Here is a 21686-nt window from a genome sequence, read left to right as displayed (position 1 = left end):
GTATTGTTAATACGGTGAAGGGAAGTGCCACAAATGAGTAGCCCGTACACACTGAAAATCAAGCCGGAAAAAGCCGCGGAAATGCCGATGGTGGATCTGGCGTTTGAGGTGCTTAAAGCGGCCAACACGCCGTTCTATTACCGCGACCTGATGCAGGAAATCGCGAAAATCAAAGGTTTGGCTGAAGATGAAACGATGAATGTCATTGCCCAACTATATACAGAGATTAATATCGATGGCCGTTTTGCCTGCGTCGGAACCAACCTGTGGGGCTTGAAGCGCTGGTATCCGGTCGAGAAATCGGACGATGCCGTAGGCAACGCCAAGCGTCCGCGTATCATCAACGACGAGGACGACGATCTCGACGAAGATCCGTACTCCGAGGAAGAAGAGTACAAAGAAGAAGAGTACGATACCTTCACGGCGGACGGTTTCGACAAGAATGACGCCGAAGAAGAAGAGGAAGAAGAGGAAGAGGAAGATACCGAATTCTTCGAGGAAGAAGAGCTGGATGAAGAACTGGAAGACGCCGAACTCGACGAAGAAGTGGATGAAGAATCCGACGACGATTCCGACGACGATGAAGATTTCGAGGCCGACGACGAGAAGGATAAATAATTCATCGTGGCGGTTCTTGACAGAGGATGTCGTTCTTAGTAAACTATTGCATGGGCTTTAAAAAGAACGACCAAATTTACGCCATATAAAAAGTGCCCCGTATACCACGGGTGTCACTTTTTTTTGTTTTTCAGGGACATTATTTGATGTCCCGGAGGTTTTGGTGGAAGCCTAGAAGGGACCGGCCGTTTTCTTGGACTGCCGCATATGCGGCATGCACTCAGACGTTCGGTCCCCCACTTTTGTACGGCGAACCTTTATGCACCCAAGAATCTAGATATGCTCGAAAGGAGTTCTCAGATGACTAAGTATATTTTTGTAACCGGGGGTGTCGTTTCCTCGCTCGGTAAAGGCATCACGGCGGCTTCTCTGGGCCGCTTGCTCAAAAACCGGGGCCTGAAAGTGACCATCCAGAAGTTTGACCCCTACATCAACATCGATCCGGGGACGATGAGCCCTTACCAGCACGGGGAAGTTTTCGTAACGGACGACGGCGCCGAAACTGACCTCGATCTGGGTCACTATGAACGGTTTATTGACATCAATCTCTCGAAGAACTCCAACGTAACGACGGGTAAGGTATATTCCTCCGTTATTACCAAAGAGCGCAGAGGGGAATACCTGGGCGGGACGGTACAAGTTATTCCTCACATTACAAATGAAATCAAGGACCGCGTGTTCCGTGCGGGCCGCGAAGCGGGCTCGGATGTGGTAATCACCGAAATCGGCGGAACCGTCGGCGACATCGAGAGCCTTCCGTTCCTCGAAGCGATCCGTCAGATCAAGAGCGATATCGGCCGCGAGAATGTCATGTACATTCACGTTACCCTGATTCCTTACATCAAAGCGGCGGGCGAAGTCAAAACGAAACCGACCCAGCACAGCGTGAAAGAACTGCGCAGCCTCGGTATTCAGCCGCACGTCATCGTCTGCCGTACGGAGCATGCTCTTACGGAAGATATGAAGCGCAAGATCGCCCAGTTCTGCGACACCGATCCGGAAGCGGTCGTGGAATGCCTGGACGCCGAAACCCTGTACGAAGTGCCGATGATGCTCAGAGAGCAGGGGCTTGACGATATCGTCGTCAATCACTTGAAGCTCGGCGGCGCGGCGCAGCCGGACATGACCGAGTGGGAGCAGCTCGTCCAGCGCGTCAAAGGCTTGAAAGAAACGACAGAGATCGCTATCGTCGGCAAGTATGTCGCCCTGCATGACGCTTACCTCAGCATCGTGGAATCGCTCGGCCATGCCGGCATCGACAACGGAGCCGAAGTGAAGATCCGCTGGGTCAACGCGGAAGAAGTATACGATCACAACGTGGACGAGCTTCTCGGCGGCGTGGACGGTATTCTCGTTCCGGGCGGCTTCGGAGACCGCGGTATCGAGGGCAAGGTTATCGCCATCCGCCATGCGCGCGAGAAGAAAATTCCGTTCTTCGGAATCTGTCTGGGCATGCAGGTAGCGGTGATCGAGTATGCACGCGCGCTTGCCAGCCTCGAAGGAGCGAACAGCTCCGAGATCAACCCGGTCACGCCTTATCCGGTTATCGACCTGCTGCCTGAGCAGAAGGATATCGAGAACCTTGGCGGAACGATGCGTCTGGGTCTTTACCCTTGCAAGCTGGTGGAAGGTTCCCTGGCCATGCAGTGCTACAATGACGAGCTCGTGTATGAGCGTCACCGTCACCGGTATGAGTTTAACAATGAATACCGCGAATTAATCGAATCCGCAGGACTGCGCATCTCCGGTACTTCTCCGGACGGCCGTCTGGTCGAAATCGTCGAGCTTCCGGACCACCCTTGGTTCCTGGCCGTTCAATTCCATCCGGAATTCACGTCCCGTCCGAACCGTCCGCAGCCGCTTTTCCGTGAGTTCGTGAAAGCAGCCTTTACCTATAAGCAAGAATCCCGGGCGTAATAGCCGGGATTTTTCTTTTTTTTTACTTATTTGTACATTCTCCAGGAAACGAGGGAGGAAAACGGCGAGTCGATAGCGAAGTAGGGGGGAGTTCGAGTTCGTACGGCTGCAAAGTTCATATTCGGAACTCAGCCTTAAGCTTGTGGAAGGAGGCTTTCCCGTGAGTAAAAAAATCCTAATCGTGGACGATCAGAATGGAATCCGGATGCTTCTTATGGAAGTGTTCAGTAACGAGGGTTACGAGACCCATCAAGCCCCTAACGGCAAAACTGCCTTGGAGATTGTTAAAACACATTCTCCCGATCTGGTCCTTCTGGATATGAAAATACCAGGCATGGACGGTTTAGATATTCTGAAACACGTTAAAAGTATCGACCCCTCCATCAAGGTCATCATGATGACCGCCTACGGAGAGCTGGATATGATCAAAGAAGCCACGGAGCTTGGGGCCATCATGCATTTTACAAAACCGTTCGATATCGACGAATTGCGTCTGGCCGTTCATACGCAGCTCATTGAAACTACACCGCTGGGATCCTGATTGCAAAGGGTCCTTTTTTTGTGAAAACTTTCACGTCAACCGGCAGGCTCGGTTACGTTTTGTCAGGGAGTGTGCTATAATAACACCGTATGACAAAAAGAGCGGCAGCGCATCTTAAAAACGATCAAGCCAACACACACAGTAGGAGGAAGAAATCATGCCATTGGTTTCAATGAATGAATTTTTACCTAAGGCTAAGGCAAACAAGTTTGCGGTAGGCCAGTTCAACATGAACAACCTGGAGTTTGCCCAAGCGATTACAGAAGCGGCTATGGAGCTGAACTCTCCGTTCATTTTCGGTGTCAGCGAAGGCGCGCTCAAGTATATGGGAATCGAGTACACGGTAGCGATCGCGGAAGCGGCTGCCAAGCAGTCCGGTCTTCCGATCGCCCTTCACCTCGACCACGGCAGCTCTTTTGAAGTGGCAATGAAGTGTATCCGTGCCGGCTTCAGCTCTGTTATGTTCGACGGATCCCACTACTCTTATGAAGAGAACGTACGCTTGACCAAAGAAGTCGTAAAAGCCGCGCATGCAATGGGCGTTTCCGTTGAAGGCGAGCTTGGAACGATCGGCGGCGTTGAAGATGATATCTCCGTAGACGAAGCGGATGCTAACCTGGCGAAGCCGGAAGAAGCTATTCGTTATTACGAAGAAACCGGAGTCGATTGTGTGGCAATCGCGGTCGGAACTGCACACGGCATGTATGCAGGCGAGCCGAACATTCACTTTGACATCATCGAGAAAGTTTCGCAGGCAATCCCGATTCCTGTCGTTCTTCACGGCGGATCCGGCGTTCCGGACGAAATGATCAAGAAAGCGATCGAAGCTGGCGCAGGCAAGATCAACGTGAACACGGAGAACCAAGTGGCTGCTACTGCCGCTATCCGTGAAGTTCTCGGCGCTGACGCTAAAGTATACGATCCTCGCAAATACCTCACCCCAGCACGCAAAGCGATGGTTGAAGTCGTGAAGTCCAAAATTCACCTGTTCGGCAGCGCTAACCAAGCTTAATACGGATTCAGATAGAGAAAGAGACGGGAAATGCATCTTAACGGATGCATTTCTCTCTTCTATTTTAGGTTCCAAATCCATCCCAGACGTCCTATACTCCCTTAAAAGTTGACAACGCACGTAAACTGCGTTTTATTTAGTATGTACGCTTTGATTTCCAGTTGATTTGAGATCACGACAAGTTTGTCGTATGAGCCAGAAGCCAGCCCCGATTTGCGGGCGGCCTTCTATTTTTGTGTGCAGCCAAACAAGAGCTGCTTCTAGTTGTTGCAGGTCATTTTTTATTTTTACAAATTGTAGTAAGCAGCTAAGCTATCTACCGGAAGCAGGGGGAAGATAACGCATTATGGAAAAATTAATGATCGCAGGCGGACGTCCGCTCAAAGGGACAGTAACAATCAGCGGGGCCAAGAACAGTGCCGTTGCTTTAATACCCGCCGCGATACTTGCCGAATCGACGGTTACCTTGGACAATTTGCCGCACCTCAGCGATGTGGCTATCTATACAGAAATTCTTAGCGAACTCGGAGCTTCCATCGAATGGAACAACGAACAGATGATCATCGATCCGAGCGCCATGAAGAGCAAGCCGATGCCTAACGGCAACGTGAAGAAGCTCAGAGCCTCCTACTATCTTATGGGAGCCATGCTGGGAAGATTCGGCGAGGCTATAATCGGTTTGCCGGGCGGCTGCAATTTCGAGCCGCGTCCGATTGATTTGCATATCAAAGGGTTCGAAGCGCTGGGCGCCGAAATTTCGAACGAGAACGGCTCGCTGCATATTCGGGCCAAACAGCTTCGCGGAGCGAAGATTTATCTGGATATGGTCAGTGTAGGCGCAACCATCAACATCATGCTGGCCGCCTCCCGTGCCAAAGGCTTCACTTTAATTGAAAATGCGGCTAAAGAGCCTGAAATTATAGATGTGGCAACACTCCTCAACTCCATGGGAGCGAAAATCAAGGGTGCCGGAACCGAAACGATCCGCATCGAAGGCGTAGACGAGATGCACGGCTGCCGACACTCGATTATCCCTGACCGCATCCAGGCGGGGACCTACATGATTGCCGCGGCGGCAACGCGCGGTGACGTAACGGTAGATAACATTATTCCGAAACACATGGAAGCGATGACGGCTAAACTGCAGGAGATGGGCGTCGAAATTCATGAAATGGACGAGTCGATCCGTGTGGTGGGTCGTGCTCTTTACGACAGTATAGATGTAAAAGCGCTGGTGTATCCCGGCTTTGCGACGGATCTTCAATCCCCGATGACGAGTCTGCTTACGCAGACCACCGGTGTGAGTATGCTGACGGACCTTGTCTACAGCAATCGGTTCAAGCATGTGCCCGAGCTGGTCCGCATGGGGGCCAAGATCAAGGTAGAGGGCCGGACGGCCATCATTGAGGGTGGTACGCTAAGTGCGGCGAAAGTGAAAGCAAGCGACCTGCGGGCAGGCGCAGCCCTGGTTATTGCGGGTCTTACCGTGCCGACCGATGTTACGGAGGTTACAGGTGTGGAATATATTGACCGCGGTTATGACAATCTTGTTGCCAACCTGACTCTACTTGGCGCGGAAGTATGGCGCGAGAACGGCGAAGACTAGGCCCGGAATAAGAAAGGGGCCTTAGGGCAACACTGGGTACTAGCTTTTTAGTTTTGTGGAATTAATAACTTACTAGTTTGGTGGTTGAATAGAATGGATATGCACCTCGCGCAGTTGGAGGCACTCAAGCTTACCGAGCTTTATAAGCTCGCCAAAAAATATCAGATCCCTTACTATGGGCAGCTTAAGAAAAAAGAGCTGATCTTTTCCATTCTGCGGGCCCAGGCGGCGGAAAGCGGCCTTATGTTCATGGAGGGAGTTCTGGAGGTTCTGCAGGAGGGCTTCGGTTTCCTGCGTCCCATTAACTACCTTCCGAGTACGGAGGATATCTACATTTCGGCCTCCCAGATCCGTAAATTCGATCTTCGCTCGGGAGATCTTGTTTCCGGCAAATGCCGTCCGCCGAAAGAGAACGAGCGTTATTTCGGACTTCTGCACGTGGAAGCCGTCAACGGCGAAAGCCCGGACACGGCGTCCGAGCGTCTGCACTTCCCGGCTCTCACGCCGCTATACCCGCAGACGAAAGTCGTTCTCGAAACGTCCCCCGAGAAGCTCTCGACGAGAATCATGGACCTTATGGCCCCCGTCGGTCTCGGACAGCGCGGTCTGATCGTTGCGCCTCCTAAAGCGGGGAAAACCCTGCTTCTCAAAGAAATCGCGAACAGCATTTCCACGAATTACCCGGAGATCGAGCTGTTTGTTCTTCTGATCGACGAGCGTCCGGAAGAAGTGACCGATATGCAGCGTTCCGTCAAAGGGGAAGTGGTCGCTTCCACGTTCGATGAGCTGCCCGAAAATCACATCAAGGTAGCGGAACTGGTTTTGGAGCGTGCGCAGCGTCTCGTTGAACATAAGAAGGACGTCGTCATTCTTTTGGACAGCATTACCCGACTGGCTCGTGCTTACAACCTCGTTGTTCCGCCGTCCGGCCGCACATTGTCCGGGGGTATCGATCCCGGCGCATTCCATCGGCCGAAGCGATTCTTCGGTGCCGCCCGGAATATCGAAGAAGGCGGCAGCCTGACGATTCTGGCTACCGCGCTTGTCGAAACGGGATCGCGTATGGATGACGTCATTTATGAAGAATTTAAAGGCACGGGGAACATGGAGCTTCATCTGGACCGTAAATTGGCCGAACGCCGTACATTCCCGGCTATCGATATCCGCCGTTCGGGTACGCGCCGCGAAGAAAGTCTGCTTACCAAGGAAGAACTTGAAAAGGTATGGGGACTGCGCAAGAGCATGAACGATACTTATGAATATACGGAAGCTTTCATCAAGAAACTGGGTGAGACGAAGACGAATCAGGAATTCCTGGATTCCCTGGAGACCAACAACGGGAACGTTACGCTGGGCAAAGGGAAAATGAAAAATTCCGCTTCCTGAATATAGGTTGCTGAAAAATTCGCTTCAATCCCCATTCAAAGGAGTACCTGACAATGAATGTGGTTTATGCGGACCCGTCCGGCAATGTATTCGATCATCCCGAATACGAAGCGCTCGGTCGGAGTGCCGATCAGATTGTGGAATTATTGGAAGAAGAGCTTATCCCGCTTCCGGAGGGGGCGACTTTGGTAAGTCTGCCTCACACGAGAGCGGTCGGGATCAACACGGAAACGGGCGAGATGGAAGTGCTGCCCGGGGATTATGCGGCCGTTGGCGCGCTTCTGCCCCAAGGCTTTACACGGCTTATGCTGCCCGGCTATGTGAAAACCGATAAGGAGGAAAAGTTCCCTCTATTCGGTTATACGGCCGTCGTGTGGAAGGACGGGGCCTTCTACGTCGCCGCGGAGCAGTGCGACGACCCCGAACCCTGGAATCCGCGCAACTGTGATCCGGACGAGCTGGAAGTCAGCGTCGAAAAACTGCGTGCCCGATACCCGGAGAACCGGCTGTACGAACATCTGTCCAAATGCGCGCTGGAGTACGAATGCCTCACCGCGTCGAATACCTTCCTGAACCGCTGGGAAGGCGCGGTGCCGGTTTCTTTCTCCTGCAACGCGGGATGCTTCGGCTGTATTTCCGAACAGCCCGACGACAGCGGATTTCCCGCTCCGCAGACACGGATGAACTTCAAGCCGCAGGCTAAGGAGTTCGCCGAAGTTATGCTGGAGCACCTTAAGACACCGGACAGCATTATCTCCTTCGGCCAAGGCTGCGAAGGTGAGCCGTCCACGCAGGCTAAACTCATTATCGAGGCCATGCGCGAAGTGCGCAGCCGCACCGATATGGGCTATATCAACATCAATACCAACGCGGGCTTAAGCGATCATATCCGCGGAATTGTAGACGCGGGACTTGATCTCATGCGGGTCAGCACCATTTCGGCTCTCGACGATCACTATAACGCGTACTACAAGCCGCGGGGATACACGCTCGCCAACGTCGAGAAATCGCTGAAGTACGCCTCGAGCAAAGGCGTTATCACGTCGATCAACTATCTGATCTTCCCGGGTGTAACCGACCGGGAAGAAGAAGTGGAAGCGATGATCGAATTTGTACGCCGGACCGGACTGCGTCTGATTCAGATGAGGAACCTCAATATCGACCCCGAGAGCTATCTGAATCTGATTCCGAAAGCCCAAGGCGATATTCTCGGCATGAAGCAGATGCTGGATATTTACCGTGAAGAGCTTCCGGATGTAGTGATCGGGTCTTACACGCATATACCGGCTTTCTTCGATCGTGCCCAGCGAGCTTGAACAACCCCATTGCAATAAAAGATACACTCATGCTATAATGAGTTTATGTGTCATCATAACTCTGGTTCGACGAATAGATCCAGGGCGGAAAGAGGTGAATGGGAATGAAACAAGGGATCCATCCCAACTATCACGAAACAACGGTAACTTGCGCATGCGGCAACACTTTCGAGAGCGGCTCTGTTAGAGAGAACCTCCGCGTTGAGATTTGCTCCAACTGCCATCCGTTCTTCACCGGCAAACAGAAGTTTATCGATGCCGGCGGTCGTGTGGACAAGTTCAAGAAGAAATACGGTATCTAATTCGAGGTTTTTCCTCAATTCGGATTGCATAACACAACCCTCCCGGGTCATCCTAATAGCGTGCCTAGCACGAAGCAGGATACCAAGGGGGGTTTTTGCTTTGGGAAACGTTAATGTCAGGCGGTCCGCAGGTGGTTTATTGGCCGGTCTTGTGATGGCGGCAGCCATAACCGGATGCAGTCCGGGCCAGCCGGCCGGTCCGAAAGCGTACAATTACTCCAGTGACGGTTATTTGGGCACGACCAGCGCAAATCCGAATTTGGCGTTAAACCCGGGCTACCACACTTACCAGGCCGATTCGGATATCGCGCTGTCAGTGCTGGGAACGCTGAAAGGCGTCGTGGACACGCATCTTCAGTTTAACGGTCCCATCGGTTACGTGAAGCTTTCCGTCCGGCCGGGGACACCGCCCGAGAAGGCGGCAGCGATCCGGGCACAGGCCGAGCAGGATTTGCACACGCATTTGCCGAGATACCGGTTTATCGTTACCGTTAAACGGTAGAAGAGCGCTTTTATTCCAGAGCCTGAACGCTGTTGTTTGGTAAGTTTCTCCCCGGAGTTGCACTTTGCTTCACAATGGGCTATACTTATTTTTGCCGTGCTAGACGGGGAGGTAGCGGTGCCCTGTTGCCCGCAATCCGCTGTAGCGGGGTTGAATCCCTGTTAGAGGTACTGTCGATGTGAGGTCTGGCCTTTACACGTGGTGTTGAGAGTCGGGTCCTTCGCAATGAGCACCAGTGAACCCGGTCAGGTCCGGAAGGAAGCAGCCGTAAGCAGGACCGCCCATGTGCCGAGGGGTTGCCTAACTTGAGCTAACGATAAAGGTACGTTCGTATCGCTTTATCAATAACAGGTGCACGGCCTTATATAAGATTACAAAAAACGAGCCTTCCGGCAGCGGAGGGCTTTTTTTGCGTTCTCTTTTTCTACATAAAAATGACAGTTCGTCGATTTTTGTTTTCCAATAGAAGGAAAATGCTAAAAATGAGAGAATAGGTAAACATTCGCAGTCTTTCGGCTTAAAGCTGTTATAAAGAGGGGGAAGGACAAATGTTGGATGCCAGCCTTCATCATATAGGGGTGTTCATTTCCGCAGCTGAGCTGGGAGTAAGATTGGAAGAAATGTTTAAGGGCTGTTTGATTGTAGCCAACGCTCACAATGAGATGGTGTACGTGAACGAACCATTTTTGACTCGAACCGGATATACCGCGGAGGATATGAGAACGGCGTCTTTTTCGGAGGTCATCCAACTTCCTGAACCGGTGGACCGTTTCTATAGCCGGCATTTTGATACGGACCGCGACAAGGCGGACGGCAAGGTTCCCATCGCGATCGTAAAAGACAGCCAAGGATTTATTCAGCTGCAGAAATGCAGCATGCTGTTTGCGGAAGTGAACAGCGAACCTCACTACCTCTTCCTGCTCGATGACTTGGAGGAGATATCGGAACAAAATTTGCTCCAGCGTTTTTCGGGCACCTTCTTAAGAGACGTCAATCTGGGAGTTCTGCTCATAGATACCGAATTCCGGCTCGTGGATATTAGCGATATGGCCTGCCGGGTGCTGGGCTTTCATAAAGAATCCATCCTGTTCAAAAGAATAGAAGATATCTTCGCTGCGGTTCCGCCGGAACACCGCCTCGTTGAGAGAACTCTGCTGGACGGCAGAATCGTGAGGAATCATGCGGTATCGTGGATGAACAATCAGGAACGGTACGAACTGCTGCTGGATTCCAATTTACTGAGGGACAATGAGGATCAAATCGTTGGCGCTTACATTATTTTTAAAGACGTCACCAACCTCCGCTCTCTCGAAGCCCAGGTTCAGCGCAGCGACCGCCTGGCCATGATCGGCCAGATTGCGGCGGGTACGGCACACGAAATCAGAAATCCGTTAACGTCGATCAAGGGATTTTTGCAGGTGCTTAAAAAGACGTTCGAATCCAAGGATATGGCCAAAGAGCAGGGCTATATCGATGTGATGCTGGATGAGATCAACCGGGTAAACGAACTGGTTAACGAATTCCTCCTCCTCGGTAAGCCCAAGAACGTTCTGCTGCAGAAAATAGACGTCTCAACGGTCATCAAAGGAATACTGCCGATCATCAACAACGAGGCTATTCTGCATAAAGTACACATGAATTACGAAGAATCCTGCGGATTGCCGCCCGTTATCGCCGATCAGGAGCTATTGAAGCAGGTATTTCTGAATATATGCAAAAACGGCATCGAAGCGCTGACCGACGGAGGAACTCTCACGATAGCGGAAAAGCTGGAGTCCGACGGCAGATTTGTCAATATCGAAGTACACGATACGGGCCCGGGTATTCCGGTTTATGTTATCGATAAAATATTCGATCCGTTCTTTACGACCAAAGAGGAAGGAACGGGACTCGGACTGTCGGTCTGCCAGCGGATTATCCATGATATGGGCGGTCACATACGCGTATCGTCCAAAGGCTACGGAACCACCTTCACAGTCAGCATCCCCTGCATCTGATTCCCCGCGCTTTCCGAGTTTAATTCCCGCCCGGGTTATAGTATAATGAGTTCAATAATTCAGAACGAATTATTGGAGAGTAAACCTATGACACATATCGCTTTATACCGGACTTGGCGATCCCAAGCATTCCGGGAGTTAGTCGGCCAGAAGCCGATCGTACAGACGCTGCAGAATTCTCTGCGTGAACAAAGATTTACCCATGCTTATTTATTCAGCGGTCCCCGCGGTACAGGGAAGACGAGCGCGGCCAAGATTTTGGCCAAAGCCGTTAACTGTGTACATGGGCCCGCCGAAGAACCGTGCAATGAATGTGAAGCCTGCATCCGGATCTCCGAGGGCTCGGTTATGGACGTCGTGGAAATCGACGCCGCATCCAATCGCGGTGTGGAAGAGATTCGCGACATCCGGGACAAAGTGAAATATGCACCGACGGAAGTTCGGTACAAAGTATATATCATCGACGAAGTCCATATGCTGACCACGGAAGCTTTCAACGCGCTTCTAAAGACGTTGGAGGAGCCGCCGGCTCACGTTATCTTTATTTTGGCTACGACGGAACCTCACAAGCTACCCGCTACCATCATCTCCCGCTGTCAGCGGTTTGATTTCCGCCGCGTGTCAATGGAAGAGCAGGTCGGGCGGCTTGCCTACGTGTGCCGAGAAGAGAACATCGGTATCGAAGAAGAGGCTCTTCACTATATTGCTCGCCTGTCCGAAGGCGGGATGCGTGATGCCTTGAGCCTGCTGGATCAGGCATCTTCTTTTGCCGTCGGAACCATCACCGCGAGCGATGTGGTTGCCATGACGGGCGGATTGGCATCGGAGCAGTTTGAGAAACTGGTCGGAAGCATGAGAGAGCAGGACATCGGCGCCGCACTCGAACTGATTGATCAGTTTATGCAGGAAGGCAAGAGTGCGGATAAATGCATGGAGAACCTGATCCATTATTTCCGCGATCTACTGATGATCCGCCTCGTTCCGGATTCGTCCGTGCTGACGGAACGCGTTTTCGATGTCGCCAGGCTGGAGCAGGTTGCGTCCCGTTTCGGGACCGATCAGCTTATCGCGATCATCGAAGTGCTGAATCAGTACCAAAGCGAGATGAAGTACTCCGTGCAGCCGCAGACAATCCTGGAAGTCGCAGTCATGAAAGCGTGCGGAGCCATCGCTTCGGGAGGCGGGGGCCGTCCGGCGGAAGCCGCCCCCGTTACCCGCTCGGCGGCGGCTGAGCCGGAACCCGAAGCCCTGTCCCAGCTTACCCGCCGAATTCAGCAGCTGGAAGAGCAGCTTGCCAAGCTGATGCAAGGGGGAGTCCCCGCTGCGGGGGCGCAGCAGCCGGCACGGTCTCCGGTAGCGCCGCGTTCGTCTAATGCCGCGGTGCGCAGGGCATCGGTCCGGCTGGACGATTTCACGGGCGCGGTCGAGAGCCATCATACACGTGCCTTGCTCGGCAAGTGGACGCAGATTTTGGCCATGGTCAAGGAGCGGAAAATTACCGTTCATGCGTGGCTGGTGGACGGAGAGCCCGTCGCTATTCACGGAGACACGGTGCTGGTGGCTTTCAAAAGCGCCATGCACCGTGACACGACGGAGAAACCGGCCAATAAGCAGCTGATTGAGCAGGTGATTTCTGAAGCGCTCGGAGAAACGCTTAAGCTGGCGACCGTCATGCAGAAAGAATGGAAGGAAGCCCGCGAAGGCGCCTCCGAACCGGCGAGGGAAGAAATGACGCTCCAAGCCGAAGACTCGGAACCGGACAAGGAACCGTGGGTGGACGAAGCGATCAAGCTGTTTGGCGAAGATCTGGTGAGCATTAAAGATGAATAAGGTCAGCCCCATTAAGAAGAAGGAGTTGGGAATATGAATAACATGAACCAAATGATGAAACAAGTGAAGAAAATGCAGGAACAGATGCTGAAAGTTCAAGAGGAACTCGGCAGCAAAACAGTTGAAGGAACGGCCGGCGGCGGCGTCGTTACGGTCACTGCGAACGGGCATAAGAAAGTGACGGCAATCGCGATTAAGCCGGAAGCAGTCGATCCGGACGATGTCGAAATGCTGCAGGATCTTGTTCTGACTGCCGTGAACGATGCGCTTAACAAAGCGGAAGAAGTGGCCGGCAAGGACATGGGTAAATTTACGGGCGGAATGAATATTCCCGGACTGTTTTAAGGTAAAGGGCTTCGTAAGAAGCCTTTTTTCCATCTTTATTCACAAAAAGGAGAAACCCCGCGTTGCATTATCCAGAACCGATTTCCAAATTAATCGACGCATTTACACGCTTGCCCGGCGTCGGCCCCAAAACAGCCGGACGTCTGGCTTTTCACGTTCTCCGCATGAAGGAAGAAGACGTGCTTGATTTTGCCAAGGCGCTCGTGAACGTCAAGCGCAATCTGCATTACTGCTCCGTCTGCTGCAATATTACGGATATTGATCCGTGCCGTATCTGTCAGGACAAAAGCCGCGACGGGTCCGTTATCTGCGTGGTTCAGGAGCCGAAGGATCTGGTTGCGATGGAGCGGACGAGAGAATTCGACGGCTACTATCATGTGCTGCACGGCGCCATTTCTCCCATGGAGGGCATTGGCCCGGATCAGATTCACATTGCCGAACTGCTGAAACGTCTCGGAGACGAGCATGTCAAAGAGATGATTCTGGCCACCAATCCAAACATTGAAGGCGAAGCAACGGCCATGTATCTTTCCAGGCTGGTTAAAGGCTTTGGCCTTAAAGTGACCCGTATCGCGCACGGTCTGCCGGTAGGCGGAGATCTAGAGTATGCGGACGAGGTGACGCTCACCAAGGCACTTGAAGGACGCAGGGAGATCTAGATAGGCTTTCTCCATTGTCTGCAAGGCATACTTGATCAGCCGTAAAACAAATATCCTTGGCCGTCCTTCTTGTAAGGGCGGTTTTTTTGTTGCCGGACAAGTTCTAAACCGGTCCTTTTTCTCCATAAATATTAAAGATGACAGGCTCATGGCGATTATGAGTACAGGGGGAAAAGGCAATGAATGAACTGAGGAAGAGTGCGTTTCTGTTTCAACGGGGTACGCAAAAGACGGAGGAACAGGACAAGCGGGAGCTGCTGGCCGAGATCAGATTGGCTCATTCGCAGTGGAAAACGGCGCAGCATCATTTTGAACAAGCTCTGGAAAAAGACGAGATCGATTATGCCATCTATGCGGTAGAAGCGGCGGAAAAGCGCTATGAAATGCTGCTCAGGCAGGCTAAAAAGCAAAACGTGACGTCCGCGTATCATATTACTGAGGAGGTGCGGGGATGAAAATGGCCGTATGGGGAATGCTTGCTTTGTCGGCCGGAGCCCTGCTGTTTATGCTGGTTCGCCAACCGGGCGCCCGCAGGATTTTTTCGAGCATCGGAGTGCATGTTGTAGTAGCCGCATTTCTGCTTTACGGTATGCAGACTGCTTAACGGATATACCGGGCTTGAACTGCCGATTAACATCTACACGGTAGGAATCGTATCCGTTTTAGGCGTGCCTGGATTAATGCTTTTATCCGCTCTCAAAGTCGCGTTGGTATAAGCCGATGAGGCATATAGTTTACCTGGTTAAAAATGTATGTTTGAAAATTGTTGACTTCGTATTTGTGCCGTGGTATCTTATTTAAGTCGCCGCTGAAACACGGTGCCGACAACGAGGCTGACAAGCCGAGATTGTCCTTTGAAAACTGAACAACGAGTGATTGAAGCGTCTCAGTAATGAGACAATAAATGAGAAGAAATTCTCGTCAGCAACGAATTTTTTGAGCTTAATCAGCTTGAGATAAACCGCTGGCCTTACGGCTAGCACAACTTTATCGGAGAGTTTGATCCTGGCTCAGGACGAACGCTGGCGGCGTGCCTAATACATGCAAGTCGAGCGGACTTGAAGAGAAGCTTGCTTCTCCGATGGTTAGCGGCGGACGGGTGAGTAACACGTAGGCAACCTGCCTGTAAGATCGGGATAACTACCGGAAACGGTAGCTAAGACCGGATAACCGGTTTCTCCGCATGGAGAGACTGTGAAACACGGAGCAATCTGTGGCTTACGGATGGGCCTGCGGCGCATTAGCTAGTTGGTGAGGTAACGGCTCACCAAGGCGACGATGCGTAGCCGACCTGAGAGGGTGAACGGCCACACTGGGACTGAGACACGGCCCAGACTCCTACGGGAGGCAGCAGTAGGGAATCTTCCGCAATGGACGAAAGTCTGACGGAGCAACGCCGCGTGAGTGATGAAGGTTTTCGGATCGTAAAGCTCTGTTGCCAGGGAAGAACGCCAAGGAGAGTAACTGCTCTTTGGGTGACGGTACCTGAGAAGAAAGCCCCGGCTAACTACGTGCCAGCAGCCGCGGTAATACGTAGGGGGCAAGCGTTGTCCGGAATTATTGGGCGTAAAGCGCGCGCAGGCGGTTTTTTAAGTCTGGTGTTTAATCCCGAGGCTCAACCTCGGTTCGCACCGGAAACTGGGAGACTGGAGTGCAGGAGAGGAAAGTGGAATTCCACGTGTAGCGGTGAAATGCGTAGAGATGTGGAGGAACACCAGTGGCGAAGGCGACTTTCTGGCCTGTAACTGACGCTGAGGCGCGAAAGCGTGGGGAGCAAACAGGATTAGATACCCTGGTAGTCCACGCCGTAAACGATGCATGCTAGGTGTTAGGGGTTTCGATACCCTTGGTGCCGAAGTTAACACAGTAAGCATGCCGCCTGGGGAGTACGCTCGCAAGAGTGAAACTCAAAGGAATTGACGGGGACCCGCACAAGCAGTGGAGTATGTGGTTTAATTCGAAGCAACGCGAAGAACCTTACCAGGTCTTGACATCCCTCTGACCGGCTTAGAGATAAGCCTTTCCTTCGGGACGGAGGTGACAGGTGGTGCATGGTTGTCGTCAGCTCGTGTCGTGAGATGTTGGGTTAAGTCCCGCAACGAGCGCAACCCTTGAACTTAGTTGCCAGCAGGTAGAGCTGGGCACTCTAAGTTGACTGCCGGTGACAAACCGGAGGAAGGCGGGGATGACGTCAAATCATCATGCCCCTTATGACCTGGGCTACACACGTACTACAATGGCCGGTACAACGGGAAGCGAAGGAGCGATCCGGAGCCAATCCTAGAAAAGCCGGTCTCAGTTCGGATTGCAGGCTGCAACTCGCCTGCATGAAGTCGGAATTGCTAGTAATCGCGGATCAGCATGCCGCGGTGAATACGTTCCCGGGTCTTGTACACACCGCCCGTCACACCACGAGAGTTTACAACACCCGAAGTCGGTGAGGTAACCGCAAGGGGCCAGCCGCCGAAGGTGGGGTAGATGATTGGGGTGAAGTCGTAACAAGGTAGCCGTATCGGAAGGTGCGGCTGGATCACCTCCTTTCTATGGAGACTCGGGTCCTGCAACGGACCCAGTCAAGAAGGCAATGCCTTCAACCTTCAATCACTCGTTGTCAGTTTTGAAAGGGCAAGAACCTTTCAAGCTACAAACCTTCTGGAGTTTGGCGACTCCGGAGACCACGCAATTCGTTTGGTGACGATGGCGGAAGGGAACCACGCGTACCCATCCCGAACACGACCGTTAAGCCTTCCAGCGCCGATGGTACTTGGACCGAAGGGTCCTGGGAGAGTAGGACGTTGCCAAGCGAACCCACTTTGTGGGTTTTTATTTTGCGAAAAGAGCAGGCAGTTGCTTGCTGGCATGCAAGACCAAAGTGAGTGAACACTCACGACATACGGGCCCTTAGCTCAGCTGGTTAGAGCGCACCCCTGATAAGGGTGAGGTCGGTGGTTCGAGTCCACTAGGGCCCACCATAACACCCCAAAAAGTGAAGCGCAGCTTCGCGGAAGAGTCCGAATACTTTTCGGGGGCCCCATAACCATGTGGGCGATATAATGAGGGGCCATAGCTCAGCTGGGAGAGCGCCTGCCTTGCAAGCAGGAGGTCAGCGGTTCGATCCCGCTTGGCTCCACCAAAAACCGTCTTCAACATCCTCTTAATTTCCAGTAAATTACGGGTTGATCTGAAGATGCGTGATATGGTAAGATACCTCTTGCCGCTTTGAGCGGTAACGAAGTAAGTTGATCCTTGAAAACTAGATAGCGAAACATGTAACTAGAATCATCCAAACCTTTTGGTTTTGATCGATGTAAAGCGAGGTTATATGCTGAAAAGTGATTTTGTAAGCGCAGCTTACTAGCACGAGTCAGGATATAACGGAGCGACTGGTCAAGCTAATAAGGGCACACGGAGGATGCCTAGGCGCTAGGAGCCGAAGAAGGACGTGGCGAACGACGAAATGCCTCGGGGAGCCGTAAGCAGGCTTTGATCCGGGGATGTCCGAATGGGGGAACCCAGCTGTGGTAATGCGCAGTTACCATGCAGTGAATACATAGCTGCATTGGAGGCACACCCAGGGAACTGAAACATCTAAGTACCTGGAGGAAAAGAAAACAATAGTGATTCCGTCAGTAGCGGCGAGCGAACGCGGATTAGCCCAAACCAGGGAGCTTGCTCCTTGGGGTTGTAGGACGTCAACATGGCAAAAGTTCATTAGGTGAAGTGATCTGGAAAGGTCCGCTGCAAAAGGTAACAGCCCTGTAGCCGAAAGTGAACGTATGCCTAGACGGATCCTGAGTACGGCGGGACACGTGAAACCCCGTCGGAATCCGGCAGGACCATCTGCCAAGGCTAAATACTCCCTAGCGACCGATAGTGAAGCAGTACCGTGAGGGAAAGGTGAAAAGCACCCCGGGAGGGGAGTGAAAAAGAACCTGAAACCGTGTGCCTACAAGAAGTCAGAGCCCGTTAACGGGTGATGGCGTGCCTTTTGTAGAATGAACCGGCGAGTTACGTTTGCATGCGAGGTTAAGCTGAAAAGGCGGAGCCGCAGCGAAAGCGAGTCTGAATAGGGCGACTATAGTATGCAGGCGTAGACCCGAAACCGTGTGATCTACCCCTGTCCAGGGTGAAGGTGCGGTAACACGCACTGGAGGCCCGAACCCACGAATGTTGAAAAATTCGGGGATGAGGTGGGGGTAGCGGAGAAATTCCAATCGAACTCGGAGATAGCTGGTTCTCCCCGAAATAGCTTTAGGGCTAGCCTCGGGGGATGTGTCGTGGAGGTAAAGCACTGATTGGGTGCGGGGCCCGCCAAGGGTTACCAAGTCCAGTCAAACTCTGAATGCCACAGACATTACCCCGGGAGTCAGACAGTGAGTGCTAAGATCCATTGTCAAGAGGGAAACAGCCCAGATCATCAGCTAAGGTCCCCAAGTGTGTGTTAAGTGGGAAAGGATGTGGAGTTGCACAGACAACCAGGATGTTGGCTTAGAAGCAGCCACCATTTAAAGAGTGCGTAATAGCTCACTGGTCGAGTGACTCTGCGCCGAAAATGTAACGGGGCTAAACACACCACCGAAGCTATGACTTGCACCTTGTGTGCATGGGTAGGGGAGCGTTCTGTACGGAGTGAAGGTAGATCGTGAGGACTGCTGGACTGTACAGAAGTGAGAATGCCGGTATGAGTAACGAAAAGATCAGTGAGAATCTGATCCGCCGAAAGCCTAAGGGTTCCTGAGGAAGGTTCGTCCGCTCAGGGTAAGTCGGGACCTAAGGCGAGGCCGAAAGGCGTAGTCGAAGGACAACAGGTTGAAATTCCTGTACCACCGTAAGCCGTTACGAGCAATGGAGTGACGCAGCAGGGTAGGGACGCGGACTGATGGATGTCCGTCCAAGCAGTGAGGCTGATGTGTAGGCAAATCCGCACATCATAAGGCTGGGCTGTGATGGGGAGCGAAAATTACAGTAGCGAAGGTCTTGATCTCACACTGCCGAGAAAAGCTTCTAGCCAGGCGAAGGTGCCCGTACCGCAAACCGACACAGGTGGGCGAGAAGAGAATTCTAAGGCGCGCGGAAGAACTCTCGTTAAGGAACTCGGCAAAATGACCCCGTAACTTCGGGAGAAGGGGTGCCCCGGTAGTGTGAATAGCACGAGGGGGCCGCAGTGAAAAGGCCCAAGCGACTGTTTAGCAAAAACACAGGTCTATGCGAAGCCGCAAGGCGAAGTATATGGGCTGACGCCTGCCCGGTGCTGGAAGGTTAAGGGGAGCGGTTAGGACTAGTCCGAAGCTGTGAACCGAAGCCCCAGTAAACGGCGGCCGTAACTATAACGGTCCTAAGGTAGCGAAATTCCTTGTCAGGTAAATTCTGACCCGCACGAATGGCGTAACGACTTGGGCGCTGTCTCAACGAGAGATCCGGTGAAATTTTAATACCTGTGAAGATGCAGGTTACCCGCGACAAGACGGAAAGACCCCATGGAGCTTTACTGCAGCTTGATATTGGACTTTGGTACGATCTGTACAGGATAGGTGGGAGCCTTTGAAGCCTGAGCGCCAGCTTGGGTGGAGGCGCCGTTGGGATACCACCCTGATCGTATCGGAGTTCTAACCTACTACCGTAAGCCGGTAGAGGGACCGTGTCAGGTGGGCAGTTTGACTGGGGCGGTCGCCTCCTAAAGAGTAACGGAGGCGCCCCAAGGTTCCCTCAGAATGGTTGGAAATCATTCGAAGAGTGCAAAGGCATAAGGGAGCTTGACTGCGAGACATACAGGTCGAGCAGGGACGAAAGTCGGGCTTAGTGATCCGGTGGTACCGCATGGAAGGGCCATCGCTCAACGGATAAAAGCTACCCTGGGGATAACAGGCTTATCTCCCCCAAGAGTCCACATCGACGGGGAGGTTTGGCACCTCGATGTCGGCTCATCGCATCCTGGGGCTGAAGTAGGTCCCAAGGGTTGGGCTGTTCGCCCATTAAAGCGGTACGCGAGCTGGGTTCAGAACGTCGTGAGACAGTTCGGTCCCTATCTGTCGCGGGCGCAGGAAATTTGAGAGGAGCTGTCCTTAGTACGAGAGGACCGGGATGGACGTACCGCTGGTGTACCAGTTGTCTCGCCAGAGGCATCGCTGGGTAGCTATGTACGGAAGGGATAAGCGCTGAAAGCATCTAAGCGTGAAGCCCCCCTCAAGATGAGATTTCCCAGTATGTAAGACCCCTTGAAGACGACGAGGTAGATAGGTTGGAGGTGGAAGCACAGCAATGTGTGGAGCTGACCAATACTAATCGGTCGAGGGCTTGACCACGAGGCACTTACGACAGTAAATGCCGCATCAGAAGCATACCCAGCGTATGCACCATAAGATCTTTGGATGGATCGATTGCACGTTTCGCTGCTAGTTTTCAGGGAGCAACCTAAGAAACCTCTATGAATTTATTTCATAGAGGTTTTTTGCTGTATTTGCATATTTTTCAGGATAGCGTTAAAACTAAAGAGAGGAAGTTCTGCTTAACTCGTTATCAGGTACTTGCAAAGTAATATGGAAATGATTATAATTGAGTTAAGGTCAAAGAAAGTCAAAGTCAATTTACTTCTCAACAACGGGAGGCTGAATTGATGCGTAATGTTTCCGAGATTATCGAGCAATATCTAAAGCACATATTGCAGCAAAGCCCCGAAGGGTCCATTGAAATCCAACGGAACGAGCTCGCTGATCAATTCCAGTGTGTGCCGTCTCAGATTAATTATGTCATCAGCACACGATTTACCCTTGAAAAAGGCTACGTGGTCGAAAGCAAGCGCGGAGGCGGAGGTTACATCCGGATTCAGAAGATCGAATTAAACGCCTACGGCTCCTTGCTGGACACCATCATGACGACCATTCGTGAAAGTATAGATCAAGCGTCGGCCGAAGGGTTGATTTACCGCCTGGAAGAGGGCCGGTTGATCAGTCTAAGGGAAGCTGCCATCATCAAAGCCGCAATATCGCGGGATGTGCTTCAGTTTAAGCTTCCTTTACGGGATGAAGTCCGTGCCCGGATTTTGAAGGCGATGCTGATATCCTTACTGAGCAAATAAGGAGGGGTTGACGTGCTTTGTCAAGAATGCGGCAAACGGCCCGCAACGCTTCATTTTACGAAAATTGTAAACGGTGAGAAGACAGAGTTTCACTTCTGTGAAACGTGTGCTAAAGAGAAGGGCGAGCTGATCCCCGGTACGCCGGGAGGTTTCTCCATTCATAATCTGCTTTCGGGTCTGCTCGACTTCGATCCTTCTTCCGGAACGGTTTCAAGCAAAGCCCGTCCGATAAGATGCGAGCACTGCGGACTTACGTATTCACAATTCAGTAAATTGGGACGTTTCGGCTGCAGCCACTGCTATGAAAGCTTTCAGGATAAGCTGGATCCCCTTTTTAAGCGGGTTCACGGGAATACGCAGCATGTCGGCAAAGTGCCGAAACGCTCCGGACAAGAGATCGAGCAGAAGCGTGAGGTAGAGCGACTCAAGAAAGAACTCCAGACGCACATCGAACAGGAAGAATTCGAGAAAGCGGCTCAACTGCGGGACCGTATTCGCGACCTCGATAAGAAGTCAGCCGGCAGCAGTTAACTTCGACGCCCGCCTCAAACCTTTGAATTTGGAGAAAAGGAGGGTTCCT

The 21686-nt window shown here is 52.3% G+C and carries 18 protein-coding genes, 2 tRNA genes, 3 rRNA genes and 1 other RNA gene; all 24 read left to right on the top strand.

The window, feature by feature from the left end; genetic code table 11:
* Positions 1–33: 33 nt before the first annotated feature.
* The 24 genes from rpoE (at position 34) to mcsA (ending at position 21637) form a co-directional block, all read left to right on the top strand.
* On the top strand, positions 34–618 hold the full coding sequence (rpoE, locus tag ABC395_RS24460; RefSeq protein WP_413006342.1) for a DNA-directed RNA polymerase subunit delta: 585 nt from the start codon (positions 34–36) through the stop codon (positions 616–618).
* A 300-nt stretch (positions 619–918) separates the two neighbouring features.
* Entirely contained in the window at positions 919–2535 is a 1617-nt protein-coding gene (gene pyrG / locus ABC395_RS24455; protein WP_103997955.1) for a CTP synthase, read from the top strand.
* Positions 2536–2695: 160 nt separating this feature from the next.
* Complete coding sequence (locus ABC395_RS24450) at positions 2696–3076, top strand: response regulator (RefSeq protein WP_103997954.1); 381 nt, start codon at positions 2696–2698, stop codon at positions 3074–3076.
* A gap of 157 nt (positions 3077–3233) precedes the next feature.
* Positions 3234–4088, top strand: coding sequence for a class II fructose-1,6-bisphosphate aldolase (fba, locus tag ABC395_RS24445; RefSeq protein ID WP_413006341.1), 855 nt, complete (start codon positions 3234–3236; stop codon positions 4086–4088).
* A gap of 346 nt (positions 4089–4434) precedes the next feature.
* Positions 4435–5694: a UDP-N-acetylglucosamine 1-carboxyvinyltransferase gene (gene murA / locus ABC395_RS24440; RefSeq protein ID WP_413006340.1), complete on the top strand. Its 1260-nt coding sequence runs from the start codon at positions 4435–4437 to the stop codon at positions 5692–5694.
* Between the two features lie 93 nt (positions 5695–5787).
* Entirely contained in the window at positions 5788–7080 is a 1293-nt protein-coding gene (rho, locus tag ABC395_RS24435) for a transcription termination factor Rho (RefSeq protein WP_009671576.1), read from the top strand.
* 53 nt (positions 7081–7133) lie between these two features.
* The gene (locus ABC395_RS24430) at positions 7134–8396 is read left to right on the top strand and encodes a radical SAM family protein (RefSeq protein WP_413006339.1); all 1263 of its coding nucleotides are present in this window, start codon (positions 7134–7136) and stop codon (positions 8394–8396) included.
* Between the two features lie 104 nt (positions 8397–8500).
* Positions 8501–8698 carry a 50S ribosomal protein L31 gene (rpmE, locus tag ABC395_RS24425; protein WP_016423669.1) on the top strand — a complete coding sequence of 66 codons (198 nt, stop codon included), beginning with the start codon at positions 8501–8503 and terminating at the stop codon, positions 8696–8698.
* A 100-nt stretch (positions 8699–8798) separates the two neighbouring features.
* Positions 8799–9200, top strand: a complete 402-nt coding sequence (locus tag ABC395_RS24420) for a hypothetical protein (protein WP_413006338.1) — start codon at positions 8799–8801, stop codon at positions 9198–9200.
* Between the two features lie 94 nt (positions 9201–9294).
* An RNA gene (gene ffs / locus ABC395_RS24415) (signal recognition particle sRNA large type) lies at positions 9295–9559 on the top strand.
* A gap of 189 nt (positions 9560–9748) precedes the next feature.
* A complete protein-coding gene (locus tag ABC395_RS24410) occupies positions 9749–11197 on the top strand; it encodes an ATP-binding protein (RefSeq protein WP_413006337.1) in 1449 nt (482 codons plus the stop codon).
* Positions 11198–11284: 87 nt separating this feature from the next.
* Positions 11285–13027: a DNA polymerase III subunit gamma/tau gene (gene dnaX / locus ABC395_RS24405; RefSeq protein ID WP_413006336.1), complete on the top strand. Its 1743-nt coding sequence runs from the start codon at positions 11285–11287 to the stop codon at positions 13025–13027.
* A gap of 33 nt (positions 13028–13060) precedes the next feature.
* Positions 13061–13372, top strand: a complete 312-nt coding sequence (locus ABC395_RS24400) for a YbaB/EbfC family nucleoid-associated protein (protein WP_103997947.1) — start codon at positions 13061–13063, stop codon at positions 13370–13372.
* Positions 13373–13434: 62 nt separating this feature from the next.
* Complete coding sequence (gene recR / locus ABC395_RS24395; RefSeq protein ID WP_413006335.1) at positions 13435–14031, top strand: recombination mediator RecR; 597 nt, start codon at positions 13435–13437, stop codon at positions 14029–14031.
* Between the two features lie 179 nt (positions 14032–14210).
* A complete protein-coding gene (locus ABC395_RS24390) occupies positions 14211–14486 on the top strand; it encodes a DUF2508 family protein (protein ID WP_413006334.1) in 276 nt (91 codons plus the stop codon).
* Entirely contained in the window at positions 14483–14635 is a 153-nt protein-coding gene (locus tag ABC395_RS24385) for a hypothetical protein (RefSeq protein WP_413006333.1), read from the top strand. The genes ABC395_RS24390 and ABC395_RS24385 overlap by 4 nt, the downstream gene beginning before the upstream one ends.
* Entirely contained in the window at positions 14628–14747 is a 120-nt protein-coding gene (locus ABC395_RS24380) for a pro-sigmaK processing inhibitor BofA family protein (RefSeq protein ID WP_413006800.1), read from the top strand. Before ABC395_RS24385 ends, ABC395_RS24380 begins: the two co-directional genes overlap by 8 nt.
* 271 nt (positions 14748–15018) lie before the next feature.
* Positions 15019–16572, top strand: a 16S ribosomal RNA gene (locus ABC395_RS24375).
* A gap of 146 nt (positions 16573–16718) precedes the next feature.
* Positions 16719–16835, top strand: a 5S ribosomal RNA gene (rrf, locus tag ABC395_RS24370).
* 91 nt (positions 16836–16926) lie between these two features.
* Positions 16927–17003, top strand: a tRNA-Ile gene (locus ABC395_RS24365).
* An 85-nt stretch (positions 17004–17088) separates the two neighbouring features.
* A tRNA-Ala gene (locus tag ABC395_RS24360) sits at positions 17089–17164 on the top strand.
* 252 nt (positions 17165–17416) lie between these two features.
* Positions 17417–20333, top strand: a 23S ribosomal RNA gene (locus tag ABC395_RS24355).
* Together the 16S, 23S and 5S rRNA genes with 2 tRNA genes alongside form the textbook arrangement of a ribosomal RNA operon.
* 311 nt (positions 20334–20644) lie before the next feature.
* Positions 20645–21106 (top strand): CtsR family transcriptional regulator, encoded by a 462-nt coding sequence (locus tag ABC395_RS24350; protein ID WP_103998034.1) that lies wholly within the window; start codon positions 20645–20647, stop codon positions 21104–21106.
* A 12-nt stretch (positions 21107–21118) separates the two neighbouring features.
* Positions 21119–21637 (top strand): protein-arginine kinase activator protein McsA, encoded by a 519-nt coding sequence (mcsA, locus tag ABC395_RS24345; protein WP_103998033.1) that lies wholly within the window; start codon positions 21119–21121, stop codon positions 21635–21637.
* Positions 21638–21686 lie beyond the last annotated feature (49 nt).

The organism is Paenibacillus canaveralius (assembly GCF_047238265.1).
Taxonomy (GTDB): domain Bacteria; phylum Bacillota; class Bacilli; order Paenibacillales; family NBRC-103111; genus Paenibacillus_F.
This window is presented reverse-complemented; position numbering and strand designations above follow the sequence as displayed.